Source organism: Rhodothermaceae bacterium, from assembly GCA_009838195.1.
Classification (GTDB): domain Bacteria; phylum Bacteroidota; class Rhodothermia; order Rhodothermales; family Bin80; genus Bin80.
In genome coordinates this window covers 17,501-39,868 of record VXSC01000018.1, presented here as the reverse complement: position 1 = coordinate 39,868, position 22,368 = coordinate 17,501, and the positions used below count along the sequence as shown (strand labels likewise).

Below are 22,368 nucleotides of genomic sequence, written 5' to 3'. Positions count from 1 at the left end.
GGCGCAGTCTAAATACAGTCAGGGCAATCATCCGCCTCCGTAGTGTACCCTGTTCTAAGCTTCGGCCCGCCGCCTCAACCAGTTTACCGTCATAAGCAAGAGGACCGCAAATACGATCAAAAACGTTGCAACGGCTAAAATCGCTGGACTGATCTGCTCTCTGATCCCCGCCCACATCTGACGTGGGATCGTACGCTGTTCGGTACCTGCCATAAACAGCACGACGATTACTTCGTCAAAGGATATTGCAAAGGCAAAAAGGGCACCAGACATCACTCCGGGGGAAATTAGTGGAAATTGGACACGCCGGAACGTAGTCCACGGACCCGCTCCCAGACTTGCTGCTGCATTGTTGAGGGTAGGATCGTAGGCGGCCAAAGTAGCCGTCACCGTAACGACGACAAATGGAACCCCCAGTGTGGCGTGAGCTAGGATAATACTCAGATAGGTCTGCCCGAGCCCAAGACCCGAATAGAAGAAAAACATGCCAGCTGCCGCTATGATCACGGGGACTACCATTGGCGAAATAATCACTCCCATGATCACGCGTCGCGCAGGCATGTTCGGGTTTGCAAGTCCGAGTGCTGCCAGCGTGCCGAGTACAGTCGCCAGCAGCGTCGCACTGGTTCCGATGACGACACTGTTTACCAGACTGTTCCTCCACACCTCATTCTGGGCGATCTCGCGATACCATCGGAATGACCACGCATCCGGGTCCAACCTCAACATCGCTTCGGAGAATGTAAAGTATGGCTCGGCATTGAAGCTGAGTGGGACGATCACGATGATTGGAGCAATCAAAAACACAAACACAAGCGTGCAAAAACCCAAATAGGCGATTCGTCCCAGCCTCGGTCGTATGATACTCATCATTATCCCAACCCCATTCTTTCAACCCCTACCAACCGCTCATACAGGAGATACAGGGCCATGACCCCCACCAACAACACTCCTCCCAGTGCAGCAGCAAGCCCCCAGTTCAGTGAGGTCTGCATATGATAGGCGATCATGTTGGAGATGAGCTGCCCATCGCTGCCTCCGACCAGTGCAGGGGTGATGTAAAAGCCGATAGCCAGGATGAAGACCAGAAGTCCACCGGCCCCCACTCCAGGGAGCGATTGTGGCCAATAAACCCGCAGAAAGGCCTGCAGGGGAGTGGCGCCCAGCGAGGCCGCGGCATGCATATAGGTCGGTGGAATCCCGCGCATGACCGAATACAGCGGCAAAACCATGAATGGTAGCAGCACATGTGTCATGGCCACAATCGTTCCGGTCATGTTGTAAACCATCGCCACTCTCCCCTCCTCGCTGATCAGTCCCACTGCGACCATAAGATCATTCAAGACCCCCTGTGTCTGTAATAAGACGATCCACGAAGTTGTGCGCACCAAAAGCGATGTCCAGAATGGGACCAGTACCAAAATCAACAGCCAATTCGCCCGACCCGTCGGCGAACGGGCGATCAGATGCGCAATCGGATACCCCAGAATCAGACATAGCAGTGTTATCACGGTGCTTACCAGCAGCGTCCGCCAGAACAGTTTCAGATAAATGCGCCGCTCCACAGGCTGCGAAGCTAGGGAGCCGTCGGACAGACGCTGCAGATCCAGAGCATTCTCGTAGTGGCGTGTGGTAAATCGCTCGCCCGTAATTTGGATTGTATACCAGGTCTCTGGATCGGCCCAGGCCGAATCAATTGCCGTCATGGACTCGCGCCAGGGCCCCTGCTCCGTACTGCGTAATTCCCTGGCGGTTCGGGTAAGTACGCTACGCAGCCCGCCCTGCACCCGGTTGACTCTGCCGGCTACCTGACCAAGGGTTCGCTCCGCTTCCGCACGCTTGATTTCCTCTGCCGCGGCAGCAAATACTGCCTCTGACGGGAGTATATTTCCGTCCCAGTCATCAAGTAGCTCCAGCGTTTCAGGTAGGACATCGGCCACCACGGGATCGTAAACGCTCCGTGTCAGCATCGTCCCCAAAGGAGCAAGGAAGGTTATTCCGATATAGATCGCAAGTGGAGCTACAAGGCCAAGTGCCCGTAACTGCGCCCGGCGATTTGGATCAAGGGAAAACCTTAATGAGCCAGCCATGCACTAAATCGCTCGTTCATTTCGTCTTGATGATCCGCCCACCACGCCCAATCAAAGCGTAAGGCATGCACCACGTTGGCATCGCTGCCCGGCATGTGTGGCTCCATGTCCACACCTTTTTCTATATGAGTAGTCACCAATGGCATACCTGACTTGCGGCTGGGCGAATAGGAAATTCGGCGACCGATTTCAGCCATTGATTCGGCGCTGGTCACGAAGGCAAGGTATCTCATCGCCTCTTCAAGCCGCGGAGTCCCTGCGACGACCACGAATTGGCCTATTGAAAGGAGTTGTCCATCCCATACAATCACAAACGGCTGGTCCTCCAACACCTGCGCGTTAAAGATGCGGCCGTTGTACGCGGTGGACATGACCACTTCCCCATCGGCCAGCATCTGTGGCGGCTGGGCACCCGCTTCCCACCAGATCACTTCGTCCTTGATCGTCTCGAGTTTCGCGAACGCCCGGTCAATCCCCTCAGGGGTATCCAAAGTCGCATATACCTGATCCCGTGGCACTCCGTCGGCCATCAATGCAAACTCTAGGTTAATTTGCGGAACACGCCTCATTCCTCGGCGACCGGGGAAAGCTTCCAGATCAAAAAAATCAGCCATCGTGCTGGGCTTGGTACCCGGAATGTTTTCTTCGTTATAGGCGTACACGTTCGAAAAAAAGACGCTACCTATTCCACACTCGGTCACGGCTCCCTCCACGAAATCCTCTGCAGCCGGTGTCCCGTCAGGACCGGGAGGCAATGAGGTCACCTCTATCGGCTCCAGAAGCCCCTCGTCACACCCCCGCACGGCTTCGGCCATTTCCAAGTCCACTACATCCCAGTGAATTTCACCGATCTCCACTTGTGCACGAATTTGAGCAAGGCCTCCGTTATAATCTTCAGCCTTTATGTTAATACCGGTCTCTTCCGTGAAGGGAATGTTTACCCCCTCATTGACTGCGCGCCCATAAGACCCTCCCCAGGATACAGCCGTAATGGAGCGTGATGAATCTGTTCCGCACGCAGCAGCAAACAGCACAAACAAAATGGCGAAAAACCCCGGATTCTTGCGATCATTCATGACGAATTTCTTTTGAGTCCAATTTATTCGTGGTTGAGTGCACGGCAGTCAATGACCGTCCATCCGATGCGAACGTTATCGCCCTTCACCAATCCACCATGTCCCACGATATTGGGGATGGTGGCAATAAAATCTTCCCGGCCACACGCAGCCAAGCGTATTCGCAGTTGATCGCCCAAAAACGTCAAATCTTCTACGGTCGCATCCACTTCATTCGTGTAGCGCCCCGCCTCTGGGTTAATTTTAATACGTTCCGGGCGAATGGAGAGGGTCACATCGTCCCCCACCTGACATGGAGCTACTTTCAGGGCAGAAACAGCCGCACCACCGCCTATTTCCACTTCACAGACATCGTCCTGCTGCGAAATTGCACGGACACGTCCCTGGAGTTGGTTACTCTCACCAATGAATCGAGCAACAAAAGCGGATTCGGGTTCTTCATACAGCCCTTCCGGCACAGCGATCTGCTCAACAACTCCATCGCGAAGCACGGCGACCCGGTCCGACATCACCATTGCCTCCTGTTGATCATGTGTAACATAGACGACCGTCACCGCTAACTTCTGGTGGATGCGTCGTATTTCATACTGCATCTCGTCACGCAGGCTTCGGTCAAGTGCCCCCAAGGGCTCGTCCATCAGTACCAGGCTGGGCTCAAAGACGAGTGCTCTCGCGATTGCCACCCGTTGTTGTTGACCACCGGATAGCTGTCCAGGCCGGCGGTCTACAAATCCCTCAAGGCGAACCAGGCGCAGTACCCGCTCAACCCGCTCCCTGCGCTCGTCCGCACCCATGCCACGCACTTCCAGCGGAAATGCGAGGTTTGCTCCCACTGTCATGTGAGGAAAAAGAGCGTAATTCTGGAATACCATCCCAATTCCCCGTTTGCGTGCCGGCAGGTCTTGGATGGGATCTCCATCCAGCAGGATTTCACCAGCAGTGGGCGCCTGAAAACCAGCCAGCATCATCAGGATGGTCGTCTTTCCTGATCCCGACGGCCCCAGCAATGTCACGAACTCGCCCTTCTGTATACTGAGATCAAGATCCTTTACGACCAGGGTTCGCCCGTCATAACTCTTTTTGACCCCTCTGAATTCGACGTGAGTGCTGTTGTTACCCACGGGATCCTCAGAGATGTTCTGTTCACCTGTCGCAGTCAACGTCAATCACCTTTGATAACATAGCTCCGCTGAAACGGAAGCCTGTGAATACTAGTTCCGCCACTTGGACTCATTCTGGAACCTGGCAGATGAATCTTCAGGTGGTGCTTGACCACTTTGGAATGCATTCCAACATCTCCTGATCTTGGGTTGGACTTCGTACTCTGACCCGCCTCCGATGCAATCGACCGATCCAGTGACTGGTATCTTCAGTCAATTTCACTGAGATCGTACCAGTCTATCTCCCGCTCACCAATACCGTCCTCTCCGGGTGCTCGCTCTACGAGAGTGACAAGAGTTGAGCCGAAAATGTCAAAGCCCATGAGCCGGTCCCGGACGCGCACGGCACCAACATATGTAGTGTCAGCCCAGACATCAAAGTAGGAGAACGCGTTGCGGTCGCGGGTGGTAGAAACCCAGAGACGATTCTGGCCATCAAACCTGAATGCCCCCGGCTTGAGGAGCCACTCCTTAGGTTCTTCTCGAAATTCTGCTGCAATGGCATCTATCTCCGCTTCACTAACCGGTCCTGCAAGAGAGCGGAGACGAACCCTGCTATTCACGTGAGCAGCAACGTCACGTTCATTGGGCAGAGCTTCAACGTAGCTGGGAGAAGCGACCACGGTAGTTGTTGGGGCGTCCCTGTGATCAAAAAATGCCAGTTCATATTCGCAGACCTGAAATACGAGCCCCCCGTCTGGCATCGAGGCACCTATCGCCGGATTGAAACACTCGCGGTCCACAACCTCGGCCAGGTCTGTACGCTCCCATAGAACATCCCCGGAGGATGCATCGACTTCCATGGGAACATAGCTGGGATTAAATCCTTCGCTGAGATCGGCGAGCGTCGGCATCATCAACTCGAACCCGAACAAGTAGTCACCGCGAAGTAGGGTCAACTGGAAACCCGATGGCACACGCGTCTCCGACACAAGAATGCCGTCTGGCGTGAAGAAACTCAGTCGCCCCTCCCCGAAGTCCATCGCCACTACATGGCCGTCACTGCCACGCCCAATAGCAGAAAGTCCCTCAAACTCCCCCGGCCCCCCGCCTTCGCCCCCGAATACGGTGACGTCACCCTCAACCCTGTCTACACAGTGAATACGGGACTCGTAGGAGTCGGTCACACACGCAATCTCTTCAGACAGGATTGCTATGTGGTTGGCGGTACTCATCGGAGCACCACTCGAGGCGAAAGGAGAAAGTGCAATAATTTCCGGCACATCGGTCCCATCCGATGCGCATCCGGTGATGGCCAGCAGACAAATGACCGGGATCACAGGGGAGGGCAAAAACGAACCAACCTTCAACATAATTGTCTTAGTTTTTCGAGACACGAAATATACACATAATACCCGAAAAAGGCAATTTAGCGAGGGAAAGCGGGGGGAATTCTTATTGGAGCGATCGTCTCCCCTGATTCTGTTGGGTCGAACAAAGTGGTATTGACACGGCTCAGATCGTGCCCACACATGTTACCAACCAGCGTAGCGACGGCGGACTGATCGTCGTCCACCACCAACTCCAGCTCCATGTCCATTTGACATGTACCTGACCGGTTTTCAACCATCCAGTCCAACTGCCCATCCAGGCCTCCGTCGACACCAAAATCTTCGAAGAAACCAACTATACTCAACGTAATGGTGTAGTCTATGCCTGGGTTGGCGTCTAGGGTAAATCTTGTTCCCCTATCACCCATAATTCCACATCCCTCTGGAATGAAATTAACAATGGTGGTCGTGCTTACCGTGTCTCCAGAAACTTTTTCGTCAGTAGCGCTAAATGAGACACGGGATTCGCCACCTTCGGGACATGCGATGGTGATATCGCCAGGCCCACGAGTGGCAGTAACCTGTGGCATCGTATCTGAAAGTACTACAAGCATCGCATCCAGCAGCTCACCCGTTTCGATTTCGCTTAATGGGATATTGGGTTCCGGTTCAGAGGGATTGCTACACATTGTCAAGAATATGGTAGCGGCGATGGGCAGAAAAATTCGACTTGAGGATTTCATGATCTCTATAAATTGGGAGGCATACCAAATAATGCCGGGGAGGGGATTATCGTCTGTGCCTCGGTGAAAAAACTGCGCCTCGGTAAAAAATAGGCGCACCGTAAAAGTCAAAAGTCACTCGTTGGAAGATTCGTTATCTTCTCATACACAATGCAATGTAAGTTTGTGCCACGTCAGAGGAATCAACCCGATTGCTTTCTACCAACGATGAAACAGATTCACTCGATCATTCGCACGGTCACGAAAATCAGGCTCGGACTCTTCGTACTTCTGTTGGTTTCGCTGCTTCACCAGGAGGCCAGCGCACAGATATCGGTTACGGGGACGGTGGTCTCAGATGATACCGGTGAGCCGTTGGCAGGGGTCTCGGTTGTGATTGATGGCGTCTTTATTGGTACCATTACCGATCAAGATGGCAAGTACGCGATCGATCTTCGAACTGAAGACGATGTACTGGTTTTTTCTTTTGTGGGATTTCGGACGCAGCGCCACAGGGTGACTCCCGGTGTTACCCTGATCAACGTTCGCATGCAACTCGACGTGGTCAGGATGGAAGAAATCAGCATTGTCGGAGAAGAACCTAAGATCTTTGCGAGCAATGTGGTCGCTGCTCCAATGATACGCCAGCAGTCTCCAGTCACCAGTGTGGCCTCGATTACAGACAATCTCCCTGGCGTATCCGTTCAGGAAGGCGATGCATACGGTATGGATGACTGGTCCAGCAATGTCGCTATGCGAGGTTTTCAAGTCACAATCAATGAATCACAAATTGGGACCACGATTGATGGATTCTCGAACGGCACATCTGATTATTGGGGTGGTGCAAAAGCAAATCGATTTGTTGACGTTGCCAACCTAGGCGGCATCGAAGTGTCGCAGGGGACCGCCGACATCGCCTCCCAGTCGGTGGAGGCACTGGGTGGAACATTTAACTATATCACGGACGATCCTGCACCTGAGCGACGTTACACTGTATCGGCCACAGTTGGCGAGCATGATGCGAGGCGGATCGCTATGCGTATTGACACTGGGCCACTGTTTGGGGAAAAGGCACATGCCTGGATGACGGCACTTCACCAGGAAGGAACTGATTGGATTCAGGGCTCCGCACAAAATGAGCGCGAGCACTTTGCTGCGAAACTCGCTTCAACGCTTGGGGCTCTTGATCTCACCGGCTATTTTTCATACGACCGGATTAATGAAGAAAACTATCAGCGGATTTACAGCGAAGCTGATTTTAGGGCAAACCCGCGGTGGGACCGCCTGATTGGCGATTGGCCCGGCGTACCATATCTGAACCAATTCTACAGACGCGGCTGGAAGACAGTGCGAAGCAACACCTTCGGTTACGTCAAAGCCAACTGGGCGACTGGCACAGCCATCTCAATCACCACAGGAGCCTACTTCCATCGGAACAGAGGTCGTGGTGACTGGCTGCCCCCGTACATTGTTGACCTTTCTGACGATCAGGGCGGACCGGAGTCGGAACTGCAGGGCAGACCCCCAATCCGTGGCGGACAGCAACTCGGGCTGATACGCTTTGTCGATCAGAACGGCTCGGCTGTATTGCCCGAGCCTGGGTGTACATCATCGTATATTTTCAATTATTACGGAGCCAGTGGACCAGAGGTTGACCCTGCATGCCATCCGGGAGCGACGGCCGTTCAGTCATATCGTCACAGCCACTACGGAAAGGATCGTATCGGTGTCACGGTTGAGGAAGAGTGGGTTACATTGATTGGTACGGCTGGCAGTTCGCTGCGTGCTGGAATTTGGTATGAGCGCTCACGTCGCCTCCTTAGTCGGGACTGGCACCGGATACTGGACCCTACGCTCAACGAAATGTGGGACGAGCAGCCTTATTGGCTCCAATACGATTGGGAGTTTCCACAGCAAATATTCAGATGGTACCTTGAAGAGACCCTTTACGTGGGCCCGTTTACTGCCAGTGCCGGTGTCAGACAGTTTCTCGTTGAAGTGTCGCGCACAGACCTGTTCAATGTGGATCCTGATTTGGCTGTAGATTCCAACTCAAAGCTTCTCTTCTCCGGCGGTGTCACGTACGAATCACCGATCGAAGGGTTGCGTCTGTTTGCTGGCTACTCCGAGAACTTCCGGGCAATCAGTTCGGGACTACTGGAAGTACCCGGTCGAAGCCTTGATGCACTTGAGCCGGAAACTTCTTCGAATATTGACATAGGGGTGCAATTTTCGGGAGATCGAATTGCTTTGAGCGGTACCTGGTACGCCGTGGATTTCCAGAATCGCATTGTATTTCTCGGACCGCAAACCGTCGCTGGACCGAATTATCTTATTCCGGGCGGGGGGGCATATTTCAACGCAGGCGGCTTGGATACTCGTGGGTTTGAGCTCTCGGCCACTGTGCAGCTACCACGTGAGGTATCCCTCTACTCTGCCTATACGCGGAACAACTCTGAGTATATTGGTAGCGGCGATGATGGTGTGGACACGGAACAAGGGACTTTACCAGGTACTGATGTTACAGGCGTGCCTGATCAGCTCTGGGTTGTTTCCATTGATCGACCCGGTCCACTGAGTGTCGGGCTCTCCATAAAGTATACGGCTCCACGTCGTGTAAGCCTGACGGCTGACTGGTACTCGGATGCCTATTGGATCGCAGATGCTTACGTCAGTTTGTCGGGAGAATCCCTGGGTCGTTTGTTTCGGTCAACACAATTCTCGCTGGTTGCGAATAATCTGTTCGACGAAACCTATCTGTCCGCCATTACTGAGAATGCCGCTTGGCTTGGGGCGGCGCGGACGATCTCAATGACGGCTACGATCACATTCTAGCCAACTATTTGGCATTCACTGCCGCGTGCAGGCAGCGGATGATCGCAGGATACACCGCAAATATACTGGCCTCGGGGATTGGACTGGCTGCACGGCGAGGAACGTTCGGGTGAAGTTGCCTGCCAATGAGTACGTGATCAATTGGGAGGGATCAAGTATTTCTGCGATTGCACCACATAGTCGCCCGTGAATCTAAAAATCGGGCTTTCTGCAGTAAGACGGTTGCTACAGCGGCGGCCTCCACTGGCACGTTGGCTTCCTCTGTCAGAAGTTCGAGGTGCTCATCCACGAAATGAGTACTGAGACGAGCTTCCTGCCATGCTGCACTTTGCATAATACGGCGGCAGAATTGGCGCGTTGTTTTTACCCCTGCAATCTGATAATCACTTAAAGCACCGATCATTCTGTCTGTTGCTTCATCACACGTACAACCCTATGTAATCACTTTTGAGATCATTGGACCGTAAGTGTGACCTCGAACGTCTCGTCCCCTTCGAAATCTCATTATCTACAATCTCAACCTGGGTGGCCCCTCTGGTCACATTCTAGTCAAACAGCACTAAACCGGAGAGTTAGTTGTTAACCCAAGTTTAACATTTTTTCTTGATTTTCGGCAAAAACGGGGGCTGCGAGGCGATTTTCCTCTTTTTGTGGCCCCACAACATGAAGGAGTGGCCTGGGGGCAGGTCATCGTAATTCCCGTTTCCAGTGGGCGCGGATTGATTTCCAGTGCCTCGTAAATTTCGCGTTGATCGGTCTGATGAAAAATTGGCCGAAATCCCAACTCACTCTTCGGGGATCGGAAGACGGCTTCGAGATCCGTCAGCATGATATAGGTCTGCCACAGCTGTGCGGTGGTGAGGTCCATGACGTTGGTCCTCAGGCAATAGGTGCCTGGATGGGTCCACATGGAATTCGGCCGGGGCCGTGGCTTCCACTTTACCTCCACGGCATTGATCCCCTTCGGATCCGCCACCACCTCAATCTCGTAATGCCGCCAGATCCCCCGACTGCTCTTCTGGATCCGCCCGAGCCGCTGATGAACCAAATGAAGTTTCTTCCATGTGTTTGGTCTGGACAGTCCTTGGTTCAACTGCTGAAGCTGCGCCTCAAACTCGGTGCGATATCGGGCAACCATTGCTTCCTCCTTCTGTTTGCGTTTCCGAGAACGACAATAGACCCGGACCTGCTCCGTGTCCCGGACCTCATACAACTCCAGTTCTTTCTTCAACGTGGTCACCGTTCGATCTTGCGGGTCAAACACGCGGGCCTGTTCCCGACTGACCACCAGATACCGGTACCCCGATTCGTGCAGCCAAGTCACATTCTGCTCGCTTGCAATCCCGCGACCGATGACCACAATGGCCTCTTTGGGGGCATCCACCTCGGTGAGCTCCTCGGAAAGTGTGGTGGCTTCTGTCACATTTCCCGCATAGATCTTGGACCGTCGCACAAATCCGCTTCCATCCAAGACCAGTGCCAGCGTGATCAAAGGACAGTCGCTGCGCTTCTCTATGGAAACGCCGTACCCGACCCGGGTATTACAACTGCCGATCCCTCCAGATATGTGTTGGTCAAACCAAACAACGTCACTGTACACGCCAGACCAAACATCGACATCGCTTGACGAAAGACCTTCGATTCAATCTCATCCCGATGCTTCACCAACTGATCTGAAGCGCGATAGAGGTGCAGCAAACTCATTCGCTGAAACGATCCGCCCAGAAATTCCCCCAAACCGCTCTCTTGCAGAGCCACGCATAGGTGGCACGTTCCGAACCCGGCTTGGCCAATCTCCCCAGAATTGCATGTTGCATCTTGAGCGTACGGCCAAGCTGAACCAATAACGACGGAATCTCCAGCTGTCGGAGCGCCCACAACCGACATGCTCCACAATCACGGCCGCGTGCGCCTCTAACTCCTTGGACAATGCGGGCATGAGAGAGGTTTGGCCAGAAAGGAGTTCCTCAATCCGAACGCACAGTGCGCTCCAATCTGAAGGGGGGACACTGAACTTGCTTCCAAGATTCAGGAGCGTTTCCTGCTTGACCCGATCGGGGGAACGGACATTGTGCACGAGCCGGAACGGTGTGGTAGGTCGTTCCGTCCTTCAGGGTCCGGGTGGTGGTTTTTCGAATAAACATGGGGAACTAAGTGCACGGAGTATCACAAAGTTCCAGTTATGTTATTAATTATGGCACTACAAAGCAGATCCAAAAGGGAACGAACCGAGGGAATCAGGGGCAATCAGGCGGAAAGCATAGAGATCAACGGAAGATGTCGGGAAAAGAAAGGAGAAAAATCTTCGAAACATGCCGAAATAGAGGCGACATGTAGAGTCAAGGGGCCGGCGCGGTGCTTAGGGTCCTGTGGCAATTCCATCGCTTTCGCTTTGGCCCTCAGTCAGGCTCCCGCAAGTCGTTTCCAGCCCCCTGCTCATCAAACCGTACGTGCGGTTTTCCCGCATCCGGCTTTCAGTTGAACGCATGCCTTCGCCCACGGAAAATTCTTTGTCCTCGGCGCAAGGGAGTGCAGACCGTAGGTTTCCCGTAGTCTGGTGTCTGAGAAATGCACATGGTTCCCGGACCTCCTCTTGTGCTTCCGACAGAACCACTGTCGCGGCCTCCGCGTTGTGTGTTGGTCAATGGCATGGTAGGCAGGATTCACCTGTCCCAGAGTAAAGTAGTTCGCCCAACCAGAGATCATCCGGTTCAGACGGCGTACCATCTCTTCCGCGTCCATCAACCCAAACCGACAATCCGTTTGTTCGCTAATGCGGCGGCAAATGCGTTGGATACTCCCCTTGCTTGGTCGGGTACCAATGTACCGCGTTCCCGTTTTGGGGTGGTGGTTCCAGCCGATGCAGTATCCGAGAAACTCGAACGCTTCTTCGGGGCATCGTAAGCATCGGGGCCTTCGGCGTGTAGGTACCATCCCGTAATTCTTGCGACAGTTCTCCCAACCATCCTTCTACGCCTCGTTGCTTTATATCCTCGATTGTCTCTCCGTCTACGCCTACACCGCCACCGTTTCGGCGAACCAGTACCCACGCTTCCATGAGAAAGTCCATTCGCCACACTTGATCCACAAGGGCGTGAAAACGATGATCAGAGTGTTCCTTCGCTTTCGCATGTAGTACAGTCTGGAGTCTCCGAACTTTTTCCGATCCTGTTAGACGCTTGTCAGTAATCATGTCTCTTCTTCCGTATCCATACTATGTTCAACTCAGGGCCCCTTCCCTCCGTGGACGTTACTCCGCTTCTGCGGTACGACGGACCCATCCGCCACCCTGACGGCCCGGCCTACTCCTCGCGGAGGTCCAGTTGTCGTGTGCCTTGACACCGTCAGGGCTTCCCGTGTTGCTACTTTCCTGATCTTCCATGCGTGCCAGTGCCAATACCCCGGTGTGCCATCTTGGTGCTCGTGTCGCTCGCTTCCCAAGACGTACCTGTCTTCCCCATATTAACGGAAGGTCGACACCTACATTGCCCGTTTCGAGGCCTGCTCGGCGTTCACTGCACGATCCGGCCCGCATGGTCGCTAAGCTACGCTCGTAACCCGTTAAACCCTAGTGCTTCATATCATGTCGTTACCTCCATCATACGCTAAGGCCGCTACCAACCGGAGCGACAGGTGTTGGACGGGATTCGCACCCGCCACAGGAAGGTGCCTTTCCACGGCGCACATTAAACTTGGGTTAATAATTCGCTACTATTCTATAGACCATAGAACAGCACTTTAAAAACCGCAAGAATCAGGTTTTAGTGCGCATCGCAATTTTAGTAATTTTGTCAAAACATTTAAATCGGATGAATCAGTATGCATTTTGATTTTGATAGTAAACAGCGAAGAGAGATACTCGAAACAGTATTCGAAAAGCTGGAGAAATATTATTGTACAACGAAAGACCTCCGAACCAATCCTGATTTGAATATTAGTAAAATCAGAGCATTGGTTAAGACAGCGGATTTAGTGAATGGAGTTAAACCAGATGAAGCAATCCACCATGTAACAAAAGGGCTTGAAACATATTCAGTACATACGCCACACCCTAAATATTTTGGACTATTTAATCCACGCTCTAATTATGCAGGTATAATAGCTGACCTGATTACAGCCACCTACAATCCCCAATTAGCCGCATGGAGCCATGCACCATTTGCTGTTGAAGTGGAAGAATTTATAATTCGGGAGTTTACTTCTAAATTTGGTTACGAAGATAAAAGCGCGGATGGTGTTTTTACTACAGGCGGGGCTGAAGCAAATCTCACTGCTATATTGTGTGCACTGAACAACAAGTATTCAGACTTTGCAAAAGATGGTTTGTTTGGAGTTGGCGAAAAACCAGTTATACTTTGTTCTGAAGAGGCTCATCACTCAATTCAAAAAGCAGCTAAAGCTATAGGACTGGGATACAACTTGGTAAAATCAATCCCAGTAACGGATGAATTAAAACTGGACACAAAGATTTTACAACAAGGACTAAGCAATCTAGATACTTCGGTTTATTCTCCGCTGATGATTATAGGAACGGCAGGAACCACAGGAACTGGCACGATTGATGACTTAAATCAACTCAATACCATTTGCAAAGACCACAATATTTGGTTCCATGTTGATGCAGCTTACGGAGGTGGTGCGATTCTAAGTAAAGCCTTAAAGTACCGATTAGAGGGTATTGAAAAGTCTGACTCTATCACTTTCGATGCTCATAAATGGATGTCTGTTCCTATGGGAACAAGCATTTTTTTGACGTCGAAAAATGACATTCTTGGAAAAACTTTCAGAACCACCACTGAATACATGCCCAAAGAAGCAGATAGACTAACAATTACTGAACCTTTTGCTCATTCGATACAATGGTCGAGAAGATTCGCAGGTCTAAAAGTTTACCTCTCATTACTATTCTACGGCTGGAAAACTTATGAGCAAACTATTAATCACCAAGCAAAGATGGGACAATACCTGAAGAATCAGCTAATAGAAAATGGTTGGCTCATTAAAAACGATACAGATTTGCCAGTTGTGTGCTTCACAAAAGCAGACTTTGAAACAGATGCAAATTTTACAAAAGAGGTTATGAGTAAAATTTTGGCTAAAGGGAAATCATGGTTGTCTGTTTACCCTATAAAAGGCGTTCCTACCTTTAGGGCTTGTATTACAAACTACAATACTACCGAAAAAGAAATAAACGAGTTGGTACACGAACTAAACGAGGAACTTTCAGCCTATGCTTAGAAACAAAACATATCAGTATAACAAGGTAGCAGACGCAATTTCATTTATTGATGATAACTTTAAGAGTCAACCATCATTGGACTCAATAGCAGACCATATAAACCTAAGTTCTTTTCATTTTCAGCGTTTGTTCAAAGAATGGGTAGGAATTAGTCCAAAAAAATACTTGAAGTTTATTGGTTATGGTTATGCAAAGAACTTGCTCAGAAACAAGAAAAGTACCCTATTTGATACAGCTTTTGAAATAGGCTTATCAGGTACAAGCAGGCTTCACGACATGTTCATAACTATAGAAGGTATGACTCCCGGTGAGTATAAAAATGGCGGAGCCAACCTTAAAATAAATTACAGTTTTTCGGAGAGTCCTTTTGGGGACATCATTGTAGCATCCACCGATAAAGGAATCTGTCGTATGGCTTTTAGTGAAAACAATACATTAGCATTTAAGGGATTACAGGCTATATTTCCAAACGCAAACTTCAATCCAAAAGCGGATAAATTTCAACAAGATGCATTGTCTATTTTCCGTAACGATTGGGGCAATCTGAATGAAATAAAACTACATCTAAAGGGAACTAAATTTCAATTGAAAGTTTGGGAAACATTATTATCAATTCCATATGGAAGTTTATCAACTTATGGCGAGATAGCAAAAGTCATTGAACATCCAAAAGCATCTAGAGCTGTGGGGACTGCAATTGGAAATAACCCGATCGCTTACCTGATTCCATGTCACAGAGTAATTCAGAAGTCAGGGAATATCGGTGGATATCATTGGGGGCCGACAAGAAAAAAAGCTATTATTGGTTGGGAGGCTTCTAAGATTCTTTGATACGCAGGCAGAATACGTATACGGATATGATTTCTAACCGCGGTAGTGCGGATCCATGCTGGAATTGTCCCTTCCACTACATGCATATTCCGACCAAGTGGGCCACTTCGTTCGGAATACTCACACTACAACTCAAGAATGGCCGTTTTGAGGTAATCCAGAATCTTTCGGTGCAGATTACTGCAGCTGAAAACTGGTTTCAAGTTCGGAAATGTCCCTGTGTTTCGCCCCACAACTAGCAAGAGGTCGTTGATCCTGGACTTCTGGCGGGACTGATCCGTTCCTGAAGATGTCGCTTAGCCAAATTTGTACTCCAAGAGATTCCCGTATCCTTGGTCTGAGATGGTTGATCTGCTCAATAGATCAACTCTCTCTGCGATTAAGCCAAGCAGTTGCCAGTAAGTTGGGGGGATTGCTTCTCTGCAGCAAAACAGTTGTCACAGCTGCAGCCTCCGTCGGAGTCTCAGCTTCCTCAACCAGAAGCTCTGAGTGCTCATCTACAAAATGAGTACTAAGACGAGCTTCCTGCCATGCTGCACTTTGCATAACACGGCGGCAGAATTGGCACGTTGTTTTTACCCCTGCAATCTGATAATCACTTAAAGCACCGATCATTCTGCCTGTTGCTTCATCACGCGTACGACCCCATGTAATCACTTTTGAGATCATTGGATCGTAATAGATCGGCACCTCGCCGCTGACCTCCAGGCCACTATCCACCCGGACCCCAACCCCCGTTGGAACCTGATGAAATGTGATCATGCCCGGATTCGGTAAAAAATTGGATTCTGGATCTTCCGCATAAATGCGACACTCTATTGCGTGCCCATGAATCTCCATTTCATTTTGTTCGTACGGCAGGGGTGCCCCTTCTGCGATCCTAATTTGCTCGGCAACAAGATCCAGTCCAGTGATGTACTCGGTGACCGGGTGCTCCACTTGAAGGCGCGTATTCATTTCCATAAAGTAGAAGTTGTTGTCCCGATCAAGTAAAAACTCAATGGTCCCTGCACCAACATACTTGCATGCCTGTGCGGCGCGGATCGCTGCTGCCCCCATGCGTGATCTTAATTCTACGGTCATATCTGCGCAGGGGGCTTCCTCAATGACTTTCTGGTGACGTCGTTGTATGGAACACTCGCGTTCAAACAGATGGATACATTTGCCGTATGCATCTGCAAGGATCTGAAATTCTATATGACGTGGATTCTCCAAATACTTCTCAATAAAGATGCGGGCATCCCCAAAGGCAGACCCTGCTTCCCCCTGTGCCCGGTCGAGCGCCTGCTCCATTTCCTGGGCGCTATTCACCTTGCGCATCCCTTTGCCGCCACCCCCTGCCGCTGCTTTTGCGAGCACGGGATATCCAATTTGATCCGCAATGGCTAGTGCTTCGTCAACATGGGTGACCGCCCCTTCGGTTCCTGGAACCACCGGCACGTCATGTGTCTGCATGAGCTCTCTGGCCAGCATTTTGTCCCCCATATCACTGATTGTGTGTGCGGAGGGGCCAATGAACACAACTCCCTGGTCTTCACATGCCCCAGCAAGTTCAGCCCGCTCAGACAAGAATCCGTAACCTGGATGAACCGCATCTGCCCCGCTCTCTTTGACCGCATCCATAATCCGGCTCAGATTCAGATACGAGTCTACCGACGGAGCAGGGCCCACGCAATAGGCCTCGTCTGCATAAACCACATGGGCACTTCTGCGATCAACTTCACTGTAGATTGCAACCGAACGTATCCCCAGCACTTTACAGGTGCGCATGATCCGCAGAGCGATCTCTCCTCGATTCGCAATCAGTATCTTTGAAATTCTCTTCATTATCTCTAACCGTACTACTGAATATCGTACGTACCTGTTCTTGAACCATCCTGGAGTTGTTTATGTCTCGTTTGACTATTGCTGATGACCTTTATGCCGTAATGGAAGTCGACCCGTTCGCTTCCGCGGAAGAGATCAAGACAGCTTATCGCCGACTCGCCCAACAGCATCACCCCGATCGAAACCCTGGTGATGATGAAGCGGAGGAGCGCTTTAAACGGCTTCAGCAGGCCTACAGTATTCTCTCAGACCCTGCCCGAAGAAAGGCCTATGATCAACTTCGTATCACAACGAAACCCGCCCCCTCACCGGTATTCGTAGACGACTTTTTCTCCAGTATCGGTGAGTTTTTTGAGGAGCTTTTTGGGGGAGGCAGCAATGTCGTGAATATATCTCTGGAGCGTGCTCTTCGAGGCGGGCCCGTTATGATTCGAGGCAAAGATGGATCTCTTACCCGGATTGTCCTTCCCCGGGGAGTGAAGAATAAATTCCGGATCCGCGCCTCTGATGACCCCGGTGCACGTGTCTTTACCTTCAAGGTGCTCCCACACCCCGTATTTACCCGAAAAGGAATCACCCTACAAATGAAGCTGCCCCTAAACGGACTGGAGGCGCTGTTGGGATGTACACATACAATTGTTGACCCCTATGGGGAACCGATCACGATTGATGTTCCACCCAATTCGACCCCAGGGACCAGACTGCGGCTCAAGGGATGCGGAGTTCAAACGGAGACAAAACGAACGGGGGACCTACTCGTTGATCTTCAGATCCTTCCCCTGAAGTCGTCAGACCGCGAGACTCTTTACAAAGCTGCACATGCAGCCGGGCTTATTGGCCGGTAGTTTTGGTCAGTGACGTGTATACGTGCGCGACAAATACATCCGGCTCCAAGACCCCATCGATCCAATCAGCGTCTATGGCAGCGGTAGGCTTTGCAGCAATAGCCTCCTCCTGAGACTTTCCCTCCTGGATCAGTGTCGATACAGCATCACGGACCGTCACCAACATATCCCGGTATGCCTCCAGTTCAGATTGATTGGACAGTGGCCCATGCCCTGGAATGATCTTCGTACTCTCATTGGAGCGTACAAGCACCGCTTCCGCAACAGCAATCATTCCATCAATTGAACCTCCACAGTCTATGTCGATGAGCGGATACATTCCGTTGAAGTACGTATCCGACATATGGATCACGTTGCCTTTTCTGAAATGCACAATTGTGTCCCCATCCGTATGGGCACCCGGTGCGTGGAAGATCTCTATCGTATCCCCATTCCAATGCAGGGACATATCCTCCGTAAACGTAACGGAGGGAAGTGCCTTTTGGGGCCTAGCTGGGACAGTTTGCCCGAACGCAGGCAGTACCTGGTCCGCACTCAGGCGTTTTCGAACGTTCTCGTGTGCCAGAATCGTAACTCCACGGTCGACTAAACTTTCATTTGCTGCCACATGATCTAAGTGCCAGTGCGTATTGAGAACTACTAGGACCGGTTTATCTGTACGCGTCGCGACTGCTGCAAAGATTTTTTCAGTGAGAGGTCCAAATTGACCATCAATCATAAACGTCGCGTCCTCTCCGAAGGAAACTCCAATATTGCCTCCAAGACCAACGAGCATCAAGACTCCGGGAGCTACATCATAAATCTCAATGTTAACCGCGTCAAATTCCTCCTGGGAAATTACTCCAGGGACCAGAAATTTCAATGCCGACATGAATTACAAAATGTAGACCGGATCATATATGAGATGTACTCCTTGATTATTCCTCTTCATGGTCATCAGAGCGCTGTCCCAGTTCACGATCCAGAAGAAAGAGCGCAGCCCCTGATTCACCAACCAAACGTAAATTGTCCACGATCTCACGGGCAGACTCCTCTTCTTCCAGCTGCTCCTCTATGAACCAGTGCAGTAGCGTCTGGGAGCCATAATCCAGGTCCTCCTGAGCTAATGCATACAGCTGATTGATTCGAGCAGTGATGTACTGTTCATGCTCCAGCACTTGTGAAAAAATTTCCAGTGTTGTCTGCTCTGAGTCGATGCTCGGCTTATCCAGAGCGTGAAGTTCAACTCTTGCATCACGCTGAAGTAGAAAATCGTACAGTTTTAACCCATGCACGAGCTCTTCTTCCCACTGGATTCGCAGCCAATGAGCAAAGCCTTTCAGATTCCGAGATTCCATTTCGGCAGCAAGCGCCAAGTACAGATAAGCCGAGTCCAACTCCGCTTTAATTTGCTCATTCAGCGCAATCTGCATTCGTTTGGATAATCCTTTTCTTGCCATGATTCTGTTCGGATGATTCCTTCGCGTATACCACTTAGATCCGACCCTGTTGCGCGCTGTATCGAACATGATGATGCATTTGTGGTATACTGCAACTCCTACGGCCCATCTCAATTCTCTGCATCTGAATTTACGGCTACGACTCACTCAACCCTCATCAGTCGATGTCAACAGCCGGGCATATCCTTTGGGCAGACGATGAAATTGATCTGCTCCGATCCCACGTACTTTTTCTTGAAAATCGTGGCTACCAGGTTACGTGTGTAACTAATGGGGCGGACGCAGTTGAGGCGGTCGCTCAGGATGATTTAGTTGACGTAGTCCTTCTGGATGAGCAGATGCCCGGTATGGACGGGCTGGAGACGCTGGCGGCCATCAAACAAAAACGTCCGGACCTCCCGGTGATCATGGTAACCAAGAGCGAGGAAGAGCATCTCATGGATGAGGCCTTGGGTGGACAGATCAGTGACTACCTGACCAAGCCGGTAAACCCCAGCCAAATCCTGCTTACCTGCAAGCGGCTCCTTGAGCGGATTCAGTTGCGGAATGCGCGTGTATCTCAAGACTACATGCACCGCTTCAATGCAATTTCTGCAACCCTCAACAGCTACACGAGCTTTCAGGAATGGATCAGCCTGTACCAAGAACTGGTCCACTATGATCGCCAACTGGAGAGTGACGAAGGTGCCCGTCAAGTTCTGTCTGATCAGTACCGAGAAGCAAACCGGGTATTCGGTCGATACATCGAAGATGTCTACCCTGATTGGGTTGCGGCATATAATTCCCGCTCATTGGATGAGCGCCCACGGCTCTCGCATGAAGTGATCCCGCACTGGGTCATCCCGCAACTCAATGCAGACCATCCCGTGATCTTCTTCGTGATTGACTGCATGCGGTATGATCAGTGGCTGGAGTTTGAATCCCTGCTTTTACCCCTCTTCTCTATCCAGACCGATTTCTCAATGGGGATTCTGCCAACCGCGACCCCCTACGCACGGAATGCGATTTTCAGTGGTCTTCTACCCTACGAAATCCACCGTCGGCATCCAACCCTTTGGCAGGGCGAAAACGGGGATGAGCACAGCCGAAATCGTCATGAGGAAACCTTACTCGCCTCCTGCCTTGAGCGATTCAACCAGCGTGACGTTTCCATGCGATACCGAAAACTAATTGGCAAGGAAGATGGTCGTGCCTTCGCGCAGGATGTGAACCATTATCTGCAGGCAGATCTGAATGCCATCGTCGTCAACTTCGTGGATATTCTGGCTCACAGCAGAGCCGACTCAGATGTGATCCGGGAATTAGCCCCCGACGAACAAGCCTACCGGGCTCTGACGCGAACTTGGTTCAAACACTCCTGGCTGTATCAATCCTTTCAAACACTGTCTAGAAAGGACTGTACGATTATTATCACCACCGACCATGGAGCGGTCCGGAGCCTGCATGGAGCTAAAGTTCGTGGAGACCGCAATACATCCACGGCTTTGCGTTACAAATTCGGGCGCAACCTTTGGGCAGACCCTCGTCATGCAATGATTGTTAAGGATCCAAAAGCCTTTGGCTTACCCTCTGGCAGCGCGGGGGACTGCTATATCATTGCGAAGGAAGACTATTACTTCGTCTATCCCACCAACTACCATCACTACCGAAATCTCTACAATGATTCCATGCAGCACGGGGGTGCCTCCATGGAGGAGATGATTCTTCCGGTGGTTACGCTGCGTCCCAGGAAGTCATGATATCGGCGGATTATGCAGTGCGGCTGCTGAATCTTCCGCGCTACTCCGAGCTAGGCAATGCAGCGATGAAACCCGGCTTGCGGGGAGTTTCCATTCTCCTGGATGCGATGGGAAATCCGGAGCGCGACTTTGCCAGTGTGCATGTTGCCGGCACAAACGGAAAGGGCTCCGTGGCGAGCATGATTACAGCGATCGGGCAAGTTGCTGGATACCGCATTGGACTCTATACGTCCCCTCACTTGCTGCACCTGTCTGAGCGGATCCGACTCAATGGATCCCCTGTACCTGCGGACTGGATGCAGGATGCGCTGGATCGTTACGGCTCTCTGTTTGACCGCCTGCAACCAAGCTTTTTTGAGGCAATGACTGCCCTTGGTTTTCTTTTCTTCGCAAAATCCTCGGTGGATTTTGCCATCGTTGAAACCGGGCTCGGAGGCCGACTTGACGCAACCAACATCCTGTGTCCAAAACTCTCGGTGATCACCCAAATTGACCTAGATCACACCCAAACACTGGGAAGCACACTTGCATCCATCACACGCGAAAAAGCGGGAATCATTAAGAAAAAAACTCCTGTCATCGCAGCAACGGGGCGCGATGCGACCCAGAAAATCATACAGGACGTTGCCCGCAGTCAACACGCACCCTGGATTGAAGCAGGACAGGTGGTTGGCAATTGCCTTCAGACGCCCGCAGGTGTATATGAGCTGTCCTCACAGGACCTTCGAACCAGACCACACCACGCTCAAAACGCTCTTTTGGCCGCGCGAAGTGCCGAACAGCTTTTCCCGGAAACGAGACAGGAACCGGATTTGATTCAGGAAGGGCTCTCCCGGGTCCGTGAATTGACCGGGCTGCGGGCACGCCTTGAAGTCCTCCGGCAAGCCCCATTGACAGTTTTGGACGTAGCTCACAATCCTGCAGCAATTGCGGCAGCCCTCAACTATATGCCCTCTACTGGAACCGTGCATCTTTTGCTTGCGCTGATGAAGGACAAAGACCTTTCCGGTATCATGCAGGTGCTGAATGCGCATCTATCGCTCAAAGTATATGCGTGTGACCTTGCGCTTCGGCGTGCCCTCCCTGCTGCACGCCTAGCCACAACACTTCGTGCACATGCAATTTCCCTCGCCGGCACGGGGTCCATTTCTGCGATGTGGCATCTTGCACAGGAACAGGCTTCCAATCAAGACTCCATTCTCGTTTGCGGTTCACACATGCTCGCGGAGGCGTTCCTACGGTTAATTTGTGAATAATTCGGATTTTTATTAACTTTCCGCAGGTTTGGTAACCA

General features: G+C 51.3%; 19 protein-coding genes and 1 pseudogene. 6 read left to right on the top strand and 14 right to left on the bottom strand.

Translation table 11 applies throughout. The features are described 5' to 3' along the window. Nucleotides 1-54: 54 nt before the first annotated feature. The 6 genes from F4Y64_03265 to F4Y64_03240 form a co-directional block, all read right to left on the bottom strand. Nucleotides 55-870, bottom strand: a complete 816-nt coding sequence (locus tag F4Y64_03265) for an ABC transporter permease (GenBank protein MXX96616.1) — start codon at nt 868-870, stop codon at nt 55-57. Nucleotides 871-872: 2 nt separating this feature from the next. Then, nucleotides 873-2,090, bottom strand: coding sequence for an ABC transporter permease (locus F4Y64_03260; protein ID MXX96615.1), 1,218 nt, complete (start codon nt 2,088-2,090; stop codon nt 873-875). Then, the gene (locus tag F4Y64_03255; GenBank protein MXX96614.1) at nt 2,075-3,166 is read right to left on the bottom strand and encodes an ABC transporter substrate-binding protein; all 1,092 of its coding nucleotides are present in this window, start codon (nt 3,164-3,166) and stop codon (nt 2,075-2,077) included. Before F4Y64_03255 ends, F4Y64_03260 begins: the two co-directional genes overlap by 16 nt. Before the next feature lie 23 nt (nt 3,167-3,189). After that, complete coding sequence (locus F4Y64_03250; GenBank protein ID MXX96613.1) at nt 3,190-4,287, bottom strand: ABC transporter ATP-binding protein; 1,098 nt, start codon at nt 4,285-4,287, stop codon at nt 3,190-3,192. Nucleotides 4,288-4,535: 248 nt separating this feature from the next. Beyond that, complete coding sequence (locus F4Y64_03245; protein MXX96612.1) at nt 4,536-5,639, bottom strand: hypothetical protein; 1,104 nt, start codon at nt 5,637-5,639, stop codon at nt 4,536-4,538. A gap of 56 nt (nt 5,640-5,695) precedes the next feature. Next, nucleotides 5,696-6,340 carry a hypothetical protein gene (locus F4Y64_03240; protein ID MXX96611.1) on the bottom strand — a complete coding sequence of 215 codons (645 nt, stop codon included), beginning with the start codon at nt 6,338-6,340 and terminating at the stop codon, nt 5,696-5,698. 150 nt (nt 6,341-6,490) lie between these two features. On the opposite strand from F4Y64_03240, the gene F4Y64_03235 reads away from it, so the two are divergent. Further along, a complete protein-coding gene (locus tag F4Y64_03235; GenBank protein ID MXX96610.1) occupies nt 6,491-9,154 on the top strand; it encodes a TonB-dependent receptor in 2,664 nt (887 codons plus the stop codon). 151 nt (nt 9,155-9,305) lie between these two features. Here the strand turns inward: F4Y64_03235 and F4Y64_03230 are convergent, their stop codons facing one another. The 5 genes and pseudogenes from F4Y64_03230 to F4Y64_03210 form a co-directional block, all read right to left on the bottom strand. Then, nucleotides 9,306-9,557 (bottom strand): hypothetical protein, encoded by a 252-nt coding sequence (locus F4Y64_03230; protein ID MXX96609.1) that lies wholly within the window; start codon nt 9,555-9,557, stop codon nt 9,306-9,308. Nucleotides 9,558-9,713: 156 nt separating this feature from the next. Next, nucleotides 9,714-10,754, bottom strand: coding sequence for a hypothetical protein (locus F4Y64_03225; protein ID MXX96608.1), 1,041 nt, complete (start codon nt 10,752-10,754; stop codon nt 9,714-9,716). Nucleotides 10,755-10,854: 100 nt separating this feature from the next. Further along, nucleotides 10,855-11,298: pseudogene (locus F4Y64_03220) on the bottom strand (hypothetical protein). Between the two features lie 295 nt (nt 11,299-11,593). Further along, the gene (locus F4Y64_03215; protein ID MXX96607.1) at nt 11,594-12,088 is read right to left on the bottom strand and encodes a hypothetical protein; all 495 of its coding nucleotides are present in this window, start codon (nt 12,086-12,088) and stop codon (nt 11,594-11,596) included. 316 nt (nt 12,089-12,404) lie between these two features. Next, nucleotides 12,405-12,689, bottom strand: coding sequence for a hypothetical protein (locus tag F4Y64_03210; protein ID MXX96606.1), 285 nt, complete (start codon nt 12,687-12,689; stop codon nt 12,405-12,407). Between the two features lie 284 nt (nt 12,690-12,973). Here F4Y64_03210 and F4Y64_03205 point away from each other — a divergent pair, with 284 nt between their 5' ends. Next, the gene (locus tag F4Y64_03205) at nt 12,974-14,392 is read left to right on the top strand and encodes an aminotransferase class V-fold PLP-dependent enzyme (protein MXX96605.1); all 1,419 of its coding nucleotides are present in this window, start codon (nt 12,974-12,976) and stop codon (nt 14,390-14,392) included. Next, complete coding sequence (locus F4Y64_03200) at nt 14,385-15,224, top strand: methylated-DNA--[protein]-cysteine S-methyltransferase (GenBank protein ID MXX96604.1); 840 nt, start codon at nt 14,385-14,387, stop codon at nt 15,222-15,224. Before F4Y64_03205 ends, F4Y64_03200 begins: the two co-directional genes overlap by 8 nt. 363 nt (nt 15,225-15,587) lie before the next feature. Here F4Y64_03200 and accC read toward each other — a convergent pair whose 3' ends face one another. Then, complete coding sequence (accC, locus tag F4Y64_03195) at nt 15,588-17,051, bottom strand: acetyl-CoA carboxylase biotin carboxylase subunit (GenBank protein ID MXX96603.1); 1,464 nt, start codon at nt 17,049-17,051, stop codon at nt 15,588-15,590. A 62-nt stretch (nt 17,052-17,113) separates the two neighbouring features. Between accC and F4Y64_03190 the strand changes: the two genes are divergently transcribed. Then, nucleotides 17,114-17,896 carry a J domain-containing protein gene (locus tag F4Y64_03190; GenBank protein MXX96602.1) on the top strand — a complete coding sequence of 261 codons (783 nt, stop codon included), beginning with the start codon at nt 17,114-17,116 and terminating at the stop codon, nt 17,894-17,896. On the opposite strand, the gene F4Y64_03185 is transcribed toward F4Y64_03190, so the two are convergent. Continuing rightward, complete coding sequence (locus tag F4Y64_03185; GenBank protein MXX96601.1) at nt 17,883-18,767, bottom strand: MBL fold metallo-hydrolase; 885 nt, start codon at nt 18,765-18,767, stop codon at nt 17,883-17,885. The genes F4Y64_03190 and F4Y64_03185 overlap by 14 nt on opposite strands. 46 nt (nt 18,768-18,813) lie before the next feature. After that, on the bottom strand, nt 18,814-19,335 hold the full coding sequence (locus tag F4Y64_03180; GenBank protein ID MXX96600.1) for a ferritin: 522 nt from the start codon (nt 19,333-19,335) through the stop codon (nt 18,814-18,816). A 164-nt stretch (nt 19,336-19,499) separates the two neighbouring features. Between F4Y64_03180 and F4Y64_03175 the strand changes: the two genes are divergently transcribed. Continuing rightward, on the top strand, nt 19,500-21,074 hold the full coding sequence (locus tag F4Y64_03175) for a response regulator (GenBank protein ID MXX96599.1): 1,575 nt from the start codon (nt 19,500-19,502) through the stop codon (nt 21,072-21,074). Then, entirely contained in the window at nt 21,071-22,330 is a 1,260-nt protein-coding gene (locus F4Y64_03170) for a bifunctional folylpolyglutamate synthase/dihydrofolate synthase (GenBank protein ID MXX96598.1), read from the top strand. Before F4Y64_03175 ends, F4Y64_03170 begins: the two co-directional genes overlap by 4 nt. Nucleotides 22,331-22,368: the final 38 nt, after the last annotated feature.

Bases quoted from the DNA above. Each gene is read 5' to 3' on its own strand.
- F4Y64_03180 (MXX96600.1), bottom strand. From the start codon at position 19,335: ATGGCAAGAAAAGGATTATCCAAACGAATGCAGATTGCGCTGAATGAG.
- F4Y64_03230 (MXX96609.1), bottom strand. From the start codon at position 9,557: ATGATCGGTGCTTTAAGTGATTATCAGATTGCAGGGGTAAAAACAACG.
- F4Y64_03260 (MXX96615.1), bottom strand. From the start codon at position 2,090: ATGGCTGGCTCATTAAGGTTTTCCCTTGATCCAAATCGCCGGGCGCAG.
- F4Y64_03190 (MXX96602.1), top strand. From the start codon at position 17,114: ATGTCTCGTTTGACTATTGCTGATGACCTTTATGCCGTAATGGAAGTC.
- F4Y64_03265 (MXX96616.1), bottom strand. From the start codon at position 870: ATGAGTATCATACGACCGAGGCTGGGACGAATCGCCTATTTGGGTTTT.
- F4Y64_03240 (MXX96611.1), bottom strand. From the start codon at position 6,340: ATGAAATCCTCAAGTCGAATTTTTCTGCCCATCGCCGCTACCATATTC.
- F4Y64_03200 (MXX96604.1), top strand. From the start codon at position 14,385: ATGCTTAGAAACAAAACATATCAGTATAACAAGGTAGCAGACGCAATT.
- F4Y64_03215 (MXX96607.1), bottom strand. From the start codon at position 12,088: ATGGTACCTACACGCCGAAGGCCCCGATGCTTACGATGCCCCGAAGAA.
- F4Y64_03205 (MXX96605.1), top strand. From the start codon at position 12,974: ATGCATTTTGATTTTGATAGTAAACAGCGAAGAGAGATACTCGAAACA.
- F4Y64_03210 (MXX96606.1), bottom strand. From the start codon at position 12,689: ATGCGGGCCGGATCGTGCAGTGAACGCCGAGCAGGCCTCGAAACGGGC.
- accC (MXX96603.1), bottom strand. From the start codon at position 17,051: ATGAAGAGAATTTCAAAGATACTGATTGCGAATCGAGGAGAGATCGCT.
- F4Y64_03255 (MXX96614.1), bottom strand. From the start codon at position 3,166: ATGAATGATCGCAAGAATCCGGGGTTTTTCGCCATTTTGTTTGTGCTG.
- F4Y64_03170 (MXX96598.1), top strand. From the start codon at position 21,071: ATGATATCGGCGGATTATGCAGTGCGGCTGCTGAATCTTCCGCGCTAC.
- F4Y64_03245 (MXX96612.1), bottom strand. From the start codon at position 5,639: ATGTTGAAGGTTGGTTCGTTTTTGCCCTCCCCTGTGATCCCGGTCATT.
- F4Y64_03175 (MXX96599.1), top strand. From the start codon at position 19,500: ATGTCAACAGCCGGGCATATCCTTTGGGCAGACGATGAAATTGATCTG.
- F4Y64_03185 (MXX96601.1), bottom strand. From the start codon at position 18,767: ATGTCGGCATTGAAATTTCTGGTCCCTGGAGTAATTTCCCAGGAGGAA.
- F4Y64_03235 (MXX96610.1), top strand. From the start codon at position 6,491: ATGCAATGTAAGTTTGTGCCACGTCAGAGGAATCAACCCGATTGCTTT.